Source organism: Raineyella antarctica, assembly GCF_900092135.1.
Classification (GTDB): domain Bacteria; phylum Actinomycetota; class Actinomycetes; order Propionibacteriales; family Propionibacteriaceae; genus Raineyella; species Raineyella antarctica.
Genome location: NZ_FMYF01000004.1, coordinates 258,806 through 274,988, shown reverse-complemented (window position 1 = coordinate 274,988; position 16,183 = coordinate 258,806). Strand labels below are relative to the sequence as shown.

The window sequence follows — 16,183 nt, the reverse complement described above, 5'->3', positions numbered from 1 at the left end:
CGACACTGTAGGTTGTTCCATCTCGTGGTGCTCTCAGGTTCAATGGAGACATGAGGGCCATGTGGTCGGGAGCGATTTCGTTCGGGCTGGTGAACGTGCCGGTCAAGCTGTACTCGGCGTCGTCGTCGCACGACCTGCCGCTGCACCAGGTGCATGACGCGGACGGTGGGCGGATCCGCTACCAGCGCCGCTGCGAGGTGTGCGGTGAGATCGTCGCGTACGAGCACATCGACAAGTCGTACGAGGAGGACGGCAAGGTCGTGGTCCTCAGCGACGAGGAGCTGGCCTCGCTGCCGGCAGAGGCGTCCAAGGAGATCCAGGTCCTGGAGTTCGTCCCCAGTGACCAGATCGATCCGCTGATGCTCGGCGACGCCTACTACCTGGAGCCCGATCCCAAGGCGGCCAAGCCGTACGCCCTGCTGCGCAGCACCCTCGAACAGGCCGAGCGCACCGCCGTGGTCAAGTACGCGCTGCGCCAGCGCACCCGGTTGGGCGTGCTACGCGTGCGGGACGACCTGATGGTGCTGCAGTCGGTGATGTGGCCCGACGAGCTGCGCGAACCGGAGTTCTCCGGCCGGGCCGATGCCAAGGTGACCGCCGCCGAGCAGAAGATGGCGAACGCCCTGGTCGAACAGCTCTCCGAGGACTTCAACCCCGAGGGCTACGTCGACGACTACCAGCTGCAGCTGCACGAACTGGTGGAGGCCAAGCTGACCTCGGGGGAGACGACCGAGGTGGCCGGGCCGGCAGCCGGCGAAGAGCCTGCCGCGGGGGGCGAGGTGATCGACCTGATGGCCGCCCTGCAGGCCTCGCTGGACCGCAAGCGCGGTGCCGCCCGGGGTGCCGGCTCCGGCGAGGGCTCGGGGAAGGCACGCAAGGCCACCACGGGCACGTCGGCCGAGCCCACGCAGGCCACCCGCAGTAGGTCGGCCAAGGCAGCCAACAAGGCCGAGGGCGACCAGGAGGACGGGACCGGCGGCACCAAGCAGGCCGGCACGCCGGCGAAGCGACGGGGCAAGGCGGGCTAGGTCCTCACTGCCAGGAGATGACCGGCTTGTCGCCGGACAGGTCTGCGTTGAAGGTCACCGCCGACTGGGTGTACGTCTGCCGGACCACGCCTTCGACGCCCTTGCTCTTGGCCGACGCCTCGATCCGGTACTCCACGTCGATCGTCCCGGTGGCACGCCCGTCGCTCGCGAGCTGCACCTCTGTCTTGGACCAGGGATCGTTGACCAGCTGGTAGCGGATGGTCGACTCGTCGATCTGGATCTCCGATCCGGTCTCGATCGAGATCGGACAGCCCTCGGGCGCCAGCGAGCGCTGGGCCAGGCACGACGTCAGGGAGGCGCGGGCTGCGCCCAGCACGGCATCGCGGCTGTCCGTGCTGAGTGTCGCATCGCCGCCGCCCCAGGTCTGGGCAGCTGCCCCGAGCGGGTCGGGAGCGGTCACCAGCAGCTGGGGGTGCCCCAGGGTCACGAGTTTCGAGGCGGCCCCGACCGTGTACGTACCGGGGAACAGCTCCACCACGTCGGCGCCGGCCTGGTGGCCGTTGACGGTCCGGGAGACGCCCTTGCCACCGAGGTCGACCCGGGAGGTGGCCGCGGAGATCCGCCAGGTCCCACCGTCGCGGGTGACCGGCAGGTCGATCCTGACGGGTGTGCTGCCCACCGCGTACGTGACGGCGACGGTGCCCGCATCGCCGACGATCCGCGCTCCGTTGTCGTTGGCCAGTGCCGCCTCGCCCACCGACAGGTTCTGGATGCCGCCGGCCTCCTGGGCGGATCGGAGCACCTCATCGGTGAGCAGCGAGGTCTCCTCGGGTCGGATCGCAGCCGTCGCCAGGGCGGCCTTCGCGTCTCCGTCGCGCAGCGCAGTGTAGTAGGTCTGGACCACCTGGCGGGCGGCCTCGCCGTCCGATGCCAGTCGCTGGTCGAACCGCTGGGCCTGTACGAGGCGCCAACCGACGACGCCGAGGACCAGCGCCACGACGATGATGCCCACGACCAGCAGGCCCCTCCGCCGGGGCCGCCGGCGCTCGGGGGCCCGGCCCGGACCAGAGGCGTGTGGCGCACCGCTACCCACGATCGGAGGAGCCGGAGCCGGAGCCGGCACCGGGACCACAGGCATCTCCTGGGTGTCGTGATGGCCCTGGTCCGCCTCGGGCACGCGGGGGACCGGCTGGGTGGCGTCGGAGTCGTCCGACCACCATGACCCCGTCCCGTTCGACGGGGGGATCTCTCCGGCGTCCTGTTCGGTCGGGGGTACGCGCGCGGGCTCGGGCCTCGCCGGCGGGACCTGAGCAGGGCCAGGCGTACCCGCGCCGGGCTCGGGGGTGCGCTCGGGGCCACCCGGGGCGCTGCCGAACGGAGCGAAGGGCGGAAGTCCGGCACCAGCGGGGGGACGCCACGGCTGCTGGGGGTCGGTCATGCCCCCCAGTATCGCAGCAACGGGGCGGTGCCCTCGTCCCGGATCACCGCACCCCCGGCGTCCGGTCGGCGCCGGAACGCTCGGATCGGGCGCCTACAGTGAGGGCGTGCAGGGAGTGTTGTCCGGATTCTTCGTCATCGGAGTGGTCGTCGGTATCGGCTTCCTCCTGGCGCACCTGCGGGTGTTCACCGCGCAGACCCAGAACATGCTCGCCCGCCTGTCCTTCTACGTGGCGATGCCCGTCCTGTTCGTCACGATGATGGCGAAGGAGGACATCTCGGCCCTCCTGTCGACCGACCTGGTCGCCTCCGTGGTCTCGATCGTGACCGTCAGCCTGCTCTGGCTGGCCTCGGTGCGGTGGGTGTGGAAGCTGCCCCTGCCGGAGACCATCACCGGGACGTTCGCCTCCGCGTACGTCAATGCGGGCAATCTCGGCCTGCCCATCGCGACGTACGTGCTGGACTCGCCGGCCCGGGTGGTTCCGGTGATCCTCACCCAACTGCTGTTCCTCCAGCCGGTCGGACTGGCCCTGCTCGACCTGGCCACCGGCACCGCGACGCGGTTCACCGTCGGTGCGTTCGTCGGCCGGTTCGTCCGCAACCCCCTGACCATCGCGACCCTGGTCGGCGTGCTCCTGTCGGTCTTCTCGATCAGGATCCCCACGCTGCTCGCCACGCCGCTGGGGATGGTCGGCGGGATGGCGGTGCCGACCGTGCTGCTGGCCTTCGGCATCTCCCTGCGCCTGGGACCGCGCCCCGATCGCCGGACCGGGCCGGTACTGGCCTGGCAGACCTTCCTCAAGCTGGTCGCGATGCCTGCCGTGGCGTGGGCCTTCGGTGCCTTCGTCCTGCACCTGGCTGCTCCCGACCTGCTCGCGGTGACCCTGATGGCAGGGCTGCCCACCGCCCAGAACGTCTTCGTCATCGCCAGCCAGTACGGGCGGGGTGTGGTGATGGCCCGCGACACCATCTTCATCACGACGGTCCTCTCGGTCCTGACCATTTTCGGGATCGTTGCATTGCTGGCCTGATCCTCACCCGCTGTGCGCTAGCGTCGGGCCCGTGCCTGAGTACGAAGACTTCGACCTGGACCGCAGCATCGCCCAGGCCTGGGACGGCTTCGAGATCCGCCTCGGAGAGGTGATCTCGGTGATCGACGACTCCGCGGACTTCACCATCGGCTGCGCCGCCGTGGACGAGGACCAGGTCCCGTACGTCACGTTCACGGCACTGGACCGTACGACGATCCGCGCCGAGGCCTCGAGCAACGCCGTGCTGGGCGAGGCCTATCAGCTCGGCCCCGAGCAACTAGCCGAGATGGAACGTCTCGGCTGGCTCGCGCCGACCACCGAGGGGCCCCGCCCGACGGCGAACTTCTGGCTGGAGATGGACCAGGAGGCCTCGGACCGACTCGCCGCCGCCACCGTCGGGGCGCTGCGCGACGTGTTCGGGGTGCAGCATCCGATCTTCCTCGACCCGGGCGACCTGGCCGAGATCCTCACCCCTCGTCCCGAGCCGCTGGCAGCCACCACCGAGTTCGCTGCCGAGGACGTGGTGGCGACCATGCCGGCCGGACCCGAGCACCTCGACACCATGGTGGAGGCCGAGCTCACCGACATGTTCGGCCACGCTCCGCTGCGCGACCAGGAGGGCGACATCGCGCTGCGGGTCGGCTCGGCGATGCTCTTCCTCCGGGTCAGCGCCGATGGTCGCGAGCTGATCCTCTTCTCGGTCCTGGTCCACGACGTGGTGGGCCGTTCCCGGGCCACCGAGGTCCTCAACGACCTGAATGCCGAGGCGCGGATGGTCAAGTTCCACCTCGTCCGTGACCGGGTCTTCGCGAGCCTGTCGGTGCTGACCCACCCCTTCGTCCCCGCGCACCTGCACCAGGCCGTACGAATCATGAGCGACATCGCCGACGCGATCGACGACGACCTGGCCCGCAAATTGGGGGGCCGCACGGCGTTCGAGGTGGAGTGAGTGTCAGGGCGGTCCCTCCCACTCCGATAACATGCGGTCGAGAGACAGGAGGAGGACCATGCACGAAGGCATGTTCGAGGCACTCGAGCCCGAGGACTGTCGCGCGCTGTTGCGGACCCAGGAGGTCGGCCGCGTCGCCTGGACCTCGGCCGACGCGGGAATTCTCGTCCTGCCGGTCAACTACGCGATGCGTGGTGACCTGGTGGTCTTCCGGACGTCGCGCGACTCGGTGCTGGCCGATCTCGCCGAGGGTCGAGAGGTGGCTTTCCAGGTCGACGACGTCGACGTGGAGACGGGCAACGGCTGGAGCGTGATGGCCCAGGGCGAGTCCGCCACCCCGAAGCCGGGACCCGAGCTGGACGAGCTCGAGAAGGATGGTCCGGAACCGTGGGCGATCGGCGACCGTGATCTGTTGATCACGTTGCGGGTGCGCCAGATCAGCGGACGCGTGGTGGACCGCTCGGAGACGTGGAACACTTCTGACTAGGAGGCAATGATGTCCGCAGAAAACATCCGTCGCGGTGCCGTGCTGGTCGGTGTCGACGGTTCCCCCGACGCCAACCGTGCGCTGGTCTACGCCCGTGGTGCCGCAGAGCTCCGTGGTTCCGACCTGATGATCGTCCACGTTGTCGACGACGCAGTCCTGGCCGGTGCCTGGGGTGTCGTCTACGACCCGTCGGTGCTGCAGGACGCCGGTGAGGCGGTCGTCGCCGAGGCTGCGGAGAGCTGTCGGGCGGCCGGCATGCCGGCGGACCGGATCCGCACCGAGGTGGCCATGGGAAACGCCGCGGCGGCGCTGACCAAGCTGTCCCGCGGCGCGGACCTGCTGGTCGTCGGCCGTCGTTCCCTGTCGGGGCTGGAGCGCATCTTCGTCGGCTCCACCAGCGTGGGCGTCGCGGCCACCGCGCACTGCCCCGTGGTGATGATCTCTGCGGCGTCCTCGCCCGGCGAGACCGGTGCGAAGCGCCGGATCGGCGTCGGTGTCGACGCGACGGCGAACGGTGCGGCGGCCCTCGCGGCCGCCTTCGCCGAGGCGGACCTGCGCAAGGTCAGCCTGGAGGTCATCCATGCCTGGGACGTTCCCGGCGCGGTGCGCCGCTCCGGTGAGCACGCGGTCGAGGTGGCCGGCCAGGCCGCGATCGGCGGCGTACAGGCCCTGCTCGGCCCGCTGCAGGACCGCTACCCCCAGGTCCCCGTCACCACCCACCTGGTCCAGGGCCACCCGGTCAAGGAGATGGTCGCCCGCTCCAGGGAGCTCGACCTGCTCTGGCTCGGCGTGCACACGACCGCCGGTTTCGGCGTCGGTGGCGTCGTCCGTGGCGTGATGGCCCACGCCGAGTGCCCGCTGGCACTGATCCGTGACCGTGCCGACGATGCCGGCCCGCTCGACGAGGACGACGCGCTGGGAGGCGCGCCCTCCTGAGCCCGACCATCACGTTCCCCGCCGAGCTGCCGATCAGCTCGCGGGTCGAGGACATCCGGGCTGCGCTCGAGGAGTCGCAGGTCGTCATCGTGGCCGGGGAGACCGGCTCGGGCAAGACCACGCAACTTCCCAAGCTGTGCCTGCAGCTGGGCCGCCAGCGGATCGCGCACACCCAGCCACGCCGCCTGGCCGCCCGGACCGTCGCCGAGCGGATCGCCTCGGAGATGGCCGTCGAACTGGGGCAGGAGGTCGGCTACCAGGTCCGGTTCACCCGCAAGGCGCAGCGCAGCACGGCCCTGACCGTGATGACCGACGGCATCCTGCTGGCCGGGATCTCCCATGACCGCGACCTGCGCTCCTGGGACACGATCATCATCGACGAGGCGCACGAGCGCAGCCTCAACATCGACTTCCTGCTCGGCTACCTCAAGCAACTGCTGCCGCGGCGCAAGGACCTGAAGGTCATCGTCACCTCGGCGACGATCGACACCGAACGCTTCAGCCGCCACTTCGACGACGCCCCGGTGATCGAGGTCTCGGGACGTACGTACCCGGTCGACGTACGCTACCGCCCGCTGGTCGACGACGGCAGTGACGAGGGGGGCAGGCCGGCGGTAGAGCGCGACCAGAACGAGGGGATCTGCGAGGCCCTCCTCGAGCTGTCCGCCGAGGCGCCCGGGGATGTCCTGGTCTTCCTCTCCGGGGAGCGAGAGATCCGCGACGCGGCCCAGGCGATCGAGGACCTCAAGCTGCCCCGCACCGAGATCCTGCCGCTGTACGCCCGGCTGACCTCGGCCGAACAGCAGCGGGTCTTCTCCCCGCACACCGGCCGGCGGATCGTGCTGGCCACCAACGTGGCCGAGACCTCGCTCACCGTGCCGGGCATTCGCTACGTCATCGACCCCGGCACCGCCCGCATCTCGCGCTACTCGACGCGTACGAAGGTGCAACGCCTGCCGATCGAACCCGTCTCCCAGGCCTCCGCCAACCAGCGGGCCGGGCGTTGCGGCCGCGTCGCGCCGGGCATCTGCATCCGGCTGTACTCCGAACAGGACTTCGCCGCCCGACCGGAGTTCACCGAACCGGAGATCCTGCGGACCAACCTCGCCTCGGTCATCCTGCAGATGGCCCAGGCCGGGCTGGGGGACATCGAGCGCTTCCCGTTCGTCGAGCCGCCCGAGTCGGCGCAGATCACCGACGGCATGCGCCTGCTCGACGAGCTCGGGGCGCTCTCGCCGAATGCGACCCGTACGCAGCCCCGGCTGACCAAGGTGGGACACGCGCTGGCCCGGATCCCGCTCGACCCGAGGATGGGCCGGATGCTGCTGGCCGGGGACCACTACGGCTGCCTGCGCGAGATGGTGGTGCTGGTTGCGGGCCTGACCATCCAGGACCCCCGCGAGCGTCCGCGGGAGCAGCGTGAGAAGGCCGACCAGCTGCACCGGCGGTTCTGGGCGCCGATGGCGGCCGAGGGTGAGGAGGCCCCCGACCCGGACGGATCGGACTTCGTCGCGCTGCTGCGGCTGTGGGACTACCTCACCGCCCGTCGCCGTGACATGTCCGGCAACGCCTTCCGGCGGATGTGCCACGAGGAGTACCTGAACTACCTGCGGATCCGGGAGTGGCAGGACCTGCAGAACCAGCTGCGCGACATCTGCCGCGACCTGGAGATGACCCGCAACGAGCTTCCCGCCGATGCCGACCGCGTCCACATGGCCGTGCTGACCGGCCTGCTCTCCCACGTCGGGCTGGCCGACCTGAAGGACGAGAAGAAGTCCACCCCTCGCGACGGCCGTGGCCGTCCGCGGCGTGGGCCGCGCGAGTACTTGGGGGCCCGGGGCACCCGGTTCGCGATCAGCCCGGGCTCGGCGCTGGCCAAGCGTCCGCCGGAACTGGTGATGGCCAACGAACTGGTGGAGACCTCGCGGCTGTGGGCCCACACGGTGGCCGGGATCCGGGCCCAGTGGATCGAGGAGATCGCCGGACCCCTGCTCAAGCGCCACTATGCCGAGCCGCACTGGGCGATGCGAGCAGGTCAGGTCGTGGCGTACGAGACCGCCAGCCTCTACGGGGTCCCGATCATCGGCCGGCGCCAGGTGGCGTACGGCGGGGTGGACCCGGTCGCCGCCCGGGAGATCTTCCTGCGTTCGGCCCTGGTCGAGGGGCAGTGGCACACCCGCCACCACTTCTGGTCCCGCAACGAGGCCACCCGCCGCCGGGCCGAGGAGCTGGAGGAGCGGACCCGCCGCCGCGACATCGTGGTGGACGACCAGGCGATCTTCGACTTCTACGACGCCCGCGTCCCGGCCGACATCTGCACCGTGGCCGGCTTCGATGCCTGGTGGCGCAGGAAGCGGCAGCAGGACGACGCCTTCCTGGACCTGGCCATGGATGACCTGGTCCAGGACTCGGCCGACATCGGCAGCGCCGGTGACTTCCCCGACACCTGGCAGGTGGGGGAGCACACCCTCGACGTGGAGTACGTCTTCGATCCGGGTGCCGGCGCCGACGGGGTCAGCGTGCGCGTGCCACTGCCGATCCTCAGCCAGTTGCCCTCCGAACCGTTCAGCTGGCAGGTTCCCGGGCTGCGCCTGGACCTGGTCACCCAGCTGATCCGCTCGCTGCCCAAGGCCCATCGCACCCGGGTCGTGCCCGCGCCGGACTGGGCCCGCCGCCTGCTCGGCGAACTCGACGCGTCGATTGCCGCCGGTGAGCTCGACCCCGAGCGCACCTCGCTGACCCGCGCGCTCACCGCCCGACTCGCCACCGACGTGGGCCTGCGGATCGCCGACGACGAGTGGGACCTGGCCAAGCTGCCCGAGCACCTCCGGGTGACCTTCGTCGTGTTGTCCCCCCGCGAGGGCAAGGACGGCGGCGGGACCGAGATGGCCCGCAGCAAGGACCTGGCCGCCCTGCAGCAGGAACACGCCGGCAAGGTCGCAGCCACCCTGTCGAAGGCATCGAGGGCCGCCAGGCACGCCGGGTCGACGACCTGGGAGTTCGGGGAGCTGCCGCGCGAGGTGACGATCGAGCGCCACGGGACCCGGGCCACCGGCTACCCGGCCCTGACCGACGAGGGCACCACCGTCGGCAGCATCGTGCAGGACACGCCGGCGCGCGCGGCGACCAGCCACCGCGCCGGGCTGCGCCGCCTGGTGGTGCTCAACACCCCCGACCCCACCCGCTGGGTCGTCTCGCACCTGTCCAACCCGGACAAGTTCACGCTCGGCTCCAGCCCGTACGCCTCGGTCCCCGAACTGCTCGCCGACGCCCGGCTCAAGTCGGTCGCCGACCTGGTCGCCGCCGCGGTCGACCCCACCGACATCCGTGACGCCGCGGCGTTCCGGCGGCTGTGCGACACGGTCCGCCAGGACAATCCCGAGCACATGCGCCGGGTGGTCGCGGTCGCGGCCGAGGTCCTGCGGGCAGACCAGCAGGCCAGCCTGGCCCTGGCCTCGGTGCGGGACCCGGACGTCATGGCGGACGTCACCGAGCAGCGCGCCAACCTCGTCTTCCCCGGCTTCATCGCCGCCACCGAGGGGGCTGCGTACGAGCGGCTCCCCGTCTACCTGAAGGCCATCGGCGTACGACTGGCGGCACTGCCCGGGGCCGCCCTGCGGGACCGGCAGGCCATGGAGACCGTCAACGCCGTCGAGGACGCCTACGCCGAGTTGTGTGCAGCCCAGCCGCCCGGTCGGCTCCGGCCCGAGGTGGAGGAGATCGGCTGGCTGATCGAGGAGCTGCGGGTGAGCCTGTTCGCCCAGACCCTCGGCACCCGTACGACCGTGTCGGCGAAGCGGGTCCGCAAGGCGATCGAACGGGCCGCCGCCTGAGCCCGGCTGTGCCACGCCCGGACCACCTCCACGCCCGGTTCACACCCAGGCCCGGTCCACACCCAGGCTCGGTTCACACCCAGGCCCGGTCCACACCCAGGCTCGGTTCACACCCAGGCCCGGCCACCCTCCGGCGGGGCCTTGTGCCCGGCCGTCCGGTTACTCCAGAGTGGGAGCCACCACAGCTGTCCGTCGGCCGTGACATCGGGGCCGACAGTACGGGGGGACCATGGTTTTCCAGGACATGATCGAGTCGGTCGGCAAGGTGGTCGACGCCGCGGGAGTGGTGGCGATCGTCCTCGGGGCCGTCATCTCGACCCTCGTCGCCGGCGCCGCGATGCTGCGCCGGAGCTCCCCGGAGGACGTGTACCACCGGTACCGCCAGTGGCTGGGACGATCCATCCTCCTCGGACTGGAGCTGCTGGTCGCCGCCGACATCATCCGTACGGTGGCCGTCGCCCCCACCTACCGGTCCGTGGGCGTGCTCGGCGTGATCGTGCTGATCCGGACCTTCCTCAGCTTCTCCCTGGAACTGGAGATCACCGGCCGCTGGCCCTGGCAGTCCCGCCGGGACGACGGCATGCAGCCGGCCGCAGCGCCGACCGGGGGCGGCTACGGACCCGGGGTCCGACCTACAGTGGAAGGGACGCAACGACCGATCCCCTGATCAAGGAGTCCGGACCATGCCCAAGACCGGCAAGGACGGGCACGCCCGCAAGGGCGAGTTGCCCTCCACCCTGAAGCGCTCGGAGCAGAAGGCGCAGGACACGTTCGCCAAGACCTACGATTCCGCGCTGGACAGCTATGGCGAGGAGCAGCGCGCCGCCCGTACCGCGTACGCCTCACTGAAGCACACCCACGAGAAGGTCGGCGACCACTGGGAGCCCAAGGAGAAGGCCGGGCCCTCGGACGAGCATGCCGAGGGCAGCGGTGACTCCCCGGCAGCGACCGCCGGAGGCGTCGACGCCAACGCCTCCAAGGAGCACCTCTACGAGCTCGCCCAGCGGCTCGGCATCGAGGGCCGCTCGAGGATGGACAAGGACGAACTCGTCCAGGCGCTGCAGAAGGCCAACGACAGGGAGACCCGCAAGGCCCGCGGCGACTGAGGAGCCGCCGTACGGACCTGGCCCGTCACGGATCGACGGCCCCGGCTGGCGCCCGCGGGTAGGGTGAGGGGCATGTCCGATCCTCGCAGCCTGTACCAGTCCAGTCAGGACGGCTGGGACGACCTGCGAGGCAAGCGCCCTGTGCTGCTGGTGCTCCTCGACGGCGCCGGTAGTGCTGGCCGGGTGCAGCACCTGGTCGCCACGCATCTGGGCGAGCACTGCACCGGCCGCCCGATCGCCCGTTTCGACCTGGACCGGCTGACGCAGTACGCCGACAGGCGACCGGTGCTCGAGTTCGAGGACGGGATGCTGGTCCGTCCCCGGACAGCCGAGCTGATCCTCTGGGCGATGACCGACGCCGCGGGCGAGACGTTCCTGGTGCTGGCCGGCCCCGAGCCGATGCTGCTGTGGGACCGGGTGGTCGCCGCCATCACCGACATCATCACTACCCTGCAGGTCCGGCTCGTCGTCAACGTCACGGCCGTGCCGATGCGGGTGCCGCACACCCGGCCGACCCAGGTCTTCACCCACTCCGCTGACCCGGAGCTGGTCCTGCAGCCCTGGGACGCCTTCAGCGGTTCGTTGACGGTCGCCGCGACCTTCGGTACCTACCTCGAGGTCGTCCTCGCCGAGAACGGCCGCCGTACGCTCGGCATCGACGTGTGTGTGCCGTACTACCTCGGCAAGGCCGAGCACCTCGGGTCCGCCGCCGCGGCCCTGGAGGTGCTCCAGTCCTCGTGCGGCCTTAACCTGGTGCCGGCACCGCTGGAGGACCGGGTCGCCCTGAACAGGGCCGAGATCGATGCACAGGTAGCGGCCACCGAGAACGGGCCGCAGGTGCTCGCGATCCTGGAGTCGGGGTACGACGAGTTCCGGACCCTGGTCGGTGAGCTTCCCAGCGCGGATGAGCTGGGGGAGGAGTTCGAACGTTTCCTGGCCGAGCACGATCGTGGGCGCGACACCGGCGACGGTGACGCCGAGGAAGGATGACAGGTGCCCAAGAGCATCCATGACCTGGTCGACCTGATGCAGCTGGAGGAGGTCGAGCCGGGACTCTACCGCGGCGCCAATCCGCGATCGGGGCTCCAGCGGGTCTTCGGCGGGCAGGTGCTCGCCCAGGCCCTGATGGCCGCCTACCGCACGGTTCCCGAGGATCGGCGGGTGCACTCCCTGCACGCCTACTTCCTGCGCCCCGGACAGTACGACGCCCCGCTGGTCTACTCCGTGACGGCCGAGCGCGACGGGGCCACCTTCACCACCCGGTCGGTGGTGGCACGCCAGCACGGCAAGCAGATCTTCCGGCTCGCCGCCTCGTTCAAGATCCCCGAGACAGGCCTGGAGCACCAGGACTCCCAGCCGCTGGGCATCCCCGGCCCGGACGAGTGCCACAAGCTGGACGGGGGACCGGAGACCCAGCGGGTCTTCCAGCGGATGGGGCTGCCCTTCCTCGACGTCCAGCAGGAATGGGGCGTCCTCGACGTCCGCTGGGTCGGGGAGGCGGCGGAGAACGCCGCCCATCCCTCGGCGCAGCGGTTCTGGTACCGGACCAACGGACGGATCGCCGACGTGGGCCTGGAACCATTGGTCAACCAGCGCCTGCACGACTGCACGCTGGCCTACCTCTCGGACGTCTCGCTGCTCTCCACCACGCTGGTGACCCACGGCGTCTCGCTCGGCCCCGGGCTGATGGCGGTGTCCCTGGACCACTCGATGTGGTTCCACCGCCCCTTCCGGGTCGACGACTGGATGTTGTTCGAGCAGGTGTCGCCCTCCGCCGCGGCGGCGGTCGGGCTGGCCCTGGGCCGGGTGTTCCAGGATGGTGAGCTGGTCTCGACGCAGGCCCAGGAGGGGCTGATCCGCCGGACCTAGCGGCGCCCGGTGGTCGGTGCCCGTGCGGCAGGCGGCCAGAGGACGCGGGGACGCAGATCGGCCGGTGCGCAGGGCCCTGTGCACCGGCCGATCCTTCCTCGTAGCGTCCGACCTGTGGTCGGCGTCAGGCAGCCATCTCCTCGCTGCGCACCCGCAGCTGGCTGATCGCGTGCCGCTCGATCTGGCGGACCCGCTCGGCGGTGATGCCCCAGACGGCACCGATGTCGGCGAGCTTGGCCTGGCGACCGTCCAGCAGACCATAGCGGCGGCGGACGACGTCCGCGGACCGGTCGTCCAGCGTGCCCAGCAGGTCCTCGAGGTAGGCGTGGTCCTCCGCGTCCAGGACCATCTCGTCGGGCCCGGGCATCGGCTCGCGGGCGATCAGGTCGCCGAGTGCCGTGTCGCCGTCCTGCTCGACCGGCGCGTCGAGGCTGACGTGGTCGTGGCCGAAGCGGATCAGGTCGATCACCTTCTCCACCTCCAGCCCCATCTCCTGGGCGATCTCCGCCAGCTCCGGCTCGCGACCCAGCTGGCGCTCCAACGTGCGACGCACCGCGCCGACCTGGTTGACCTGCTCGGCCACGTGCACCGGGAGCCGTACGATCCGGCCCTGCTGCGCGATCCCGCGGGAGATCGACTGGCGCACCCACCAGGTGGCGTAGGTGGAGAACTTGAAGCCCTTGGCGTAGTCGAACTTCTCGACCGCGCGGATCAGGCCGGTGTTGCCCTCCTGCACCAGGTCCAGCATCGGCATCTGGCCGCGGCCGTACTTGCGGGCGACCGAGACGACCAGGCGCAGGTTGGCCTGGATGAAGCGCTGCATCGCCTCCTGCCCCTGCGCCACGAGGAACTCCAGTTCCTCATGGGTGGGGCGTCGGACGACGAGTCCTTCGCGTTCGGCCGCAGCCGCCCGGCGGTCCGCGGTCGTCACCTCGCCGGAGAGGATGTGCTCGGCGTAGAGGCCGACCTCGATGGTGCGGGCGAGTTCGACCTCTTGCTCGGCGGTCAGCAGCGGGGTGCGGGCAATCTCGTCGAGGTACAGGCCGACCGCGTCCTTGCCGTCGATGCCGTCACTGGTGCGTGTGCGGTTCGTAGCCATAGGGGTCCCTTTCGATCGCCTACGGACCATTCAACGCCGGGTACCGTGGAATTCATTCCCGCGTCCCCCTGATCCGACCCTGAGTTAGCACCCGGGGATGTCAGGGATGCCCCGTCATCGAGATGACGTACGACCGCCGCGCACCCGCCTCCCTCAGGCGCCCGACGCCCCGGTCGCCGCCTCCGCGTCCACCCCCGCGGCACCCACGACGGTGATCACCCAGGCCAGCTCGCGGGCCCGCTCCGCCCACGCGGCGTAGCGACCGCTGACCCCGCCGTGCCCGGCCTCCATCTCGACCCGCAGCAGGATGTCGGCGTCGTCGTTGGTGGCGAGGTGGCGCAGGGCGGCCACCCACTTGGCCGGCTCCACGTACGAGACGCGGGTGTCGTGCAGGCCGCTGGTGGCCAGGATCCTCGGATAGGCCTGGGCCCGGACGTTCTCGTACGGAGAGTAGCCGGCCATGTAGTCGTAGACCGCCGGATCGGTGAGCGGGTCGCCCCACTCCTCCCACTCGGTGACGGTCAGCGGCAGCTCGGGCATCAGGATCGTCGTCAGGGGATCGACGAACGGCACCTCGGCCAGGATCCCCGCGAAGGACTCCGGGGCGAGGTTCGCCACGGCCCCCATCAGCAGCCCACCGGCGCTGCCACCCTCGGCCACCAGCCGGTGGGGGGAGGTGAAGCCGGCCCCCACGAGCCGGTGCGCGCAGGCGATGAAGTCGGTGAAGGTGTTGCGCTTGTGCATCAGCCGGCCCTGCTCGTACCAGGACCGGCCCAGCTCGCCCCCGCCCCGTACGTGGGCCAGCGCCACCACGAAGCCGCGGTCGAGCAGCGACAGCCGGGAGATGCTGAACTCGGCATCGATGCTGACCTCGTAGGCCCCGTAGCCGTACAACAGGGCCGGGGCGGACCCGTCCAGCGGCACGTCGCGGCGGTGAACCACCGACAGCGGCACCTGGGTGCCGTCCTCGGCGGTCGCCCAGAGACGCTGCTGCACGTACTCGGCCGGGTCGTACGGTCCGTGCTCGGGATGGTCCAGGACCGGCGTACGGCGCAGCACGTGGGCCGGGGCGACCGCCAGGGCGCCGGTGGCGTCCAGGTCGCACTCGACCACCGTCTGCGGGTCCAGCATCGAGGTGTAGATGGCCCGGACCCGGGTGCAGTCGAGCTCGGGCAGCGAGACTGCCTGCACCGTCAGGACCCGCTCCGGCACGATCGCGCCCGGTTCGTCGCCGGCGATGACCGAGGCGAGCGACCGACCCGGGACCTGGTCCGCGGCCGGTGCGCTGCCGGTCACGGACCATGCATCGGCGCCCACCACGTACGCGTCCAACTGCCCGCCGTGCCGCACGGAGATGACTTGGTGGGTCGCGTAGGCATCGACCCCGAGGACCCGTACGCCCAGGGACGGGCGCAGTACCGGGGTCCAGTCGGCGATCCCGGTGGCTTCCAGGGGGGCGGTGGCGACGGCGAAGTCGACGGCGGCCTCCCCGCCAAGGGTGGCGTTGTGGGTGATCCACAGCCGATCGGGACCGACCTCGACGTCGTAGTCGATCCCGGGGGAGCGGGGCGTGACCACTCGCGGGGGGCTGTCCGGACGGTCCGCGGGCAGAAGTGCGTACTCGGAGCTGTCCTTGCTCGCCGCGCCGATGACCACCCAGCGCCGATCCCGCGAGGAGTCCACCCCGAGCCAGAACCTCTCGTCGGTCTCGGTGAGGACGACCCGGTCCTGCGGCGTCGGGGTCCCGAGGCGGTGGGCGAGGACCTGGAACGGTCGCCAGGCGTCGTCGCAGCGGGAGACCACGAACGTGTCGTTCCCTGCCCACACACCGCCCCAGGCGACATCCTCGACCAGGTCCGGCAGGTCGGCGCCGGTGGCCAGGTCGCGGAAGTGCACGGTGAAGCGCTCGTCGCCGGTGGTGTCCTCGGACCAGGCCAGCAGGTGGCCGTCGGGGGAGGGCTGGAGCAGCCCGACCTGGAAGAAGTCATGGCCCTGGGCGGCCTGGTTCATGTCGAGCAGCACTTCTTCGTCCGCCGGCGCGTCGGTCGGTCGCGGTGGCAGCTCGTCGGGGCCGGCAGTGGTGCGCAGCCGGACCTGGACCGGGTAGTTCTGGCCCTCGATCGTCCGCCCGTAGTACCAGTAGGCCAGCGGCCCGTCCGGGCCGTCGTGGACCACCCGGACCGGCACGCTCAGGTCGGTCTGCTGGGTACGGGCCGAGATGTCGGCCACCAGCGATGCGCGCAGCCCCTCCTGGCCGGCCGTGGCGGCATCGAACCAGTCGTTCTCCGCCTGCAGGTGGCCGAGCACCGCCGGGTCGTCGTCGCGCAGCCACTCGTACGGGTCGTCGAACGTCCGGCCGTGGTGGGAGCGGGTTCGGGGGAGGCGCCGGGCGCGGGGCGCTCCGAGCGGGCGGGTCTGTGCGGAGTCGGACACGCCCCCAGCCTAGG

Annotated in this window: 13 protein-coding genes; 10 read left to right on the top strand and 3 right to left on the bottom strand. The window is 70.9% G+C overall.

Annotated elements, in window-relative coordinates; translation table 11 throughout:
- Positions 1–50 precede the first annotated feature (50 nt).
- Entirely contained in the window at positions 51–1,028 is a 978-nt protein-coding gene (ku, locus tag GA0111570_RS08070) for a non-homologous end joining protein Ku (protein ID WP_092608988.1), read from the top strand.
- Between the two features lie 4 nt (positions 1,029–1,032).
- On the opposite strand, the gene GA0111570_RS08065 is transcribed toward ku, so the two are convergent.
- On the bottom strand, positions 1,033–2,001 hold the full coding sequence (locus tag GA0111570_RS08065; protein ID WP_092608985.1) for a hypothetical protein: 969 nt from the start codon (positions 1,999–2,001) through the stop codon (positions 1,033–1,035).
- A gap of 532 nt (positions 2,002–2,533) precedes the next feature.
- On the opposite strand from GA0111570_RS08065, the gene GA0111570_RS08060 reads away from it, so the two are divergent.
- The 9 genes from GA0111570_RS08060 (at position 2,534) to GA0111570_RS08020 (ending at position 12,637) form a co-directional block, all read left to right on the top strand.
- A complete protein-coding gene (locus GA0111570_RS08060; protein WP_175557393.1) occupies positions 2,534–3,457 on the top strand; it encodes an AEC family transporter in 924 nt (307 codons plus the stop codon).
- A gap of 31 nt (positions 3,458–3,488) precedes the next feature.
- Entirely contained in the window at positions 3,489–4,406 is a 918-nt protein-coding gene (locus GA0111570_RS08055) for a T3SS (YopN, CesT) and YbjN peptide-binding chaperone 1 (protein ID WP_245703072.1), read from the top strand.
- A gap of 58 nt (positions 4,407–4,464) precedes the next feature.
- On the top strand, positions 4,465–4,893 hold the full coding sequence (locus GA0111570_RS08050; protein WP_175557392.1) for a pyridoxamine 5'-phosphate oxidase family protein: 429 nt from the start codon (positions 4,465–4,467) through the stop codon (positions 4,891–4,893).
- A gap of 9 nt (positions 4,894–4,902) precedes the next feature.
- Positions 4,903–5,829 (top strand): universal stress protein, encoded by a 927-nt coding sequence (locus tag GA0111570_RS08045; RefSeq protein ID WP_175557391.1) that lies wholly within the window; start codon positions 4,903–4,905, stop codon positions 5,827–5,829.
- Positions 5,826–9,662, top strand: a complete 3,837-nt coding sequence (hrpA, locus tag GA0111570_RS08040) for an ATP-dependent RNA helicase HrpA (RefSeq protein WP_092608972.1) — start codon at positions 5,826–5,828, stop codon at positions 9,660–9,662. Before GA0111570_RS08045 ends, hrpA begins: the two co-directional genes overlap by 4 nt.
- Positions 9,663–9,891: 229 nt before the next feature.
- Complete coding sequence (locus GA0111570_RS08035) at positions 9,892–10,329, top strand: DUF1622 domain-containing protein (RefSeq protein ID WP_092608969.1); 438 nt, start codon at positions 9,892–9,894, stop codon at positions 10,327–10,329.
- A 16-nt stretch (positions 10,330–10,345) separates the two neighbouring features.
- A complete protein-coding gene (locus tag GA0111570_RS08030) occupies positions 10,346–10,768 on the top strand; it encodes a ChaB family protein (protein WP_092608966.1) in 423 nt (140 codons plus the stop codon).
- Between the two features lie 72 nt (positions 10,769–10,840).
- Positions 10,841–11,758: a PAC2 family protein gene (locus tag GA0111570_RS08025; RefSeq protein WP_092608963.1), complete on the top strand. Its 918-nt coding sequence runs from the start codon at positions 10,841–10,843 to the stop codon at positions 11,756–11,758.
- A 3-nt stretch (positions 11,759–11,761) separates the two neighbouring features.
- Complete coding sequence (locus tag GA0111570_RS08020; RefSeq protein WP_092608960.1) at positions 11,762–12,637, top strand: acyl-CoA thioesterase; 876 nt, start codon at positions 11,762–11,764, stop codon at positions 12,635–12,637.
- A 124-nt stretch (positions 12,638–12,761) separates the two neighbouring features.
- Here GA0111570_RS08020 and GA0111570_RS08015 read toward each other — a convergent pair whose 3' ends face one another.
- Both GA0111570_RS08015 and GA0111570_RS08010 read right to left on the bottom strand, forming a co-directional pair.
- Complete coding sequence (locus GA0111570_RS08015; protein WP_092608957.1) at positions 12,762–13,736, bottom strand: sigma-70 family RNA polymerase sigma factor; 975 nt, start codon at positions 13,734–13,736, stop codon at positions 12,762–12,764.
- A 153-nt stretch (positions 13,737–13,889) separates the two neighbouring features.
- On the bottom strand, positions 13,890–16,169 hold the full coding sequence (locus tag GA0111570_RS08010; RefSeq protein ID WP_092608954.1) for a S9 family peptidase: 2,280 nt from the start codon (positions 16,167–16,169) through the stop codon (positions 13,890–13,892).
- Positions 16,170–16,183: the final 14 nt, after the last annotated feature.

Bases quoted from the DNA above. Each gene is read 5' to 3' on its own strand.
- GA0111570_RS08025 (WP_092608963.1), top strand. From the start codon at position 10,841: ATGTCCGATCCTCGCAGCCTGTACCAGTCCAGTCAGGACGGCTGGGAC.
- GA0111570_RS08045 (WP_175557391.1), top strand. From the start codon at position 4,903: ATGTCCGCAGAAAACATCCGTCGCGGTGCCGTGCTGGTCGGTGTCGAC.
- ku (WP_092608988.1), top strand. From the start codon at position 51: ATGAGGGCCATGTGGTCGGGAGCGATTTCGTTCGGGCTGGTGAACGTG.
- GA0111570_RS08015 (WP_092608957.1), bottom strand. From the start codon at position 13,736: ATGGCTACGAACCGCACACGCACCAGTGACGGCATCGACGGCAAGGAC.
- GA0111570_RS08030 (WP_092608966.1), top strand. From the start codon at position 10,346: ATGCCCAAGACCGGCAAGGACGGGCACGCCCGCAAGGGCGAGTTGCCC.
- GA0111570_RS08050 (WP_175557392.1), top strand. From the start codon at position 4,465: ATGCACGAAGGCATGTTCGAGGCACTCGAGCCCGAGGACTGTCGCGCG.
- GA0111570_RS08035 (WP_092608969.1), top strand. From the start codon at position 9,892: ATGGTTTTCCAGGACATGATCGAGTCGGTCGGCAAGGTGGTCGACGCC.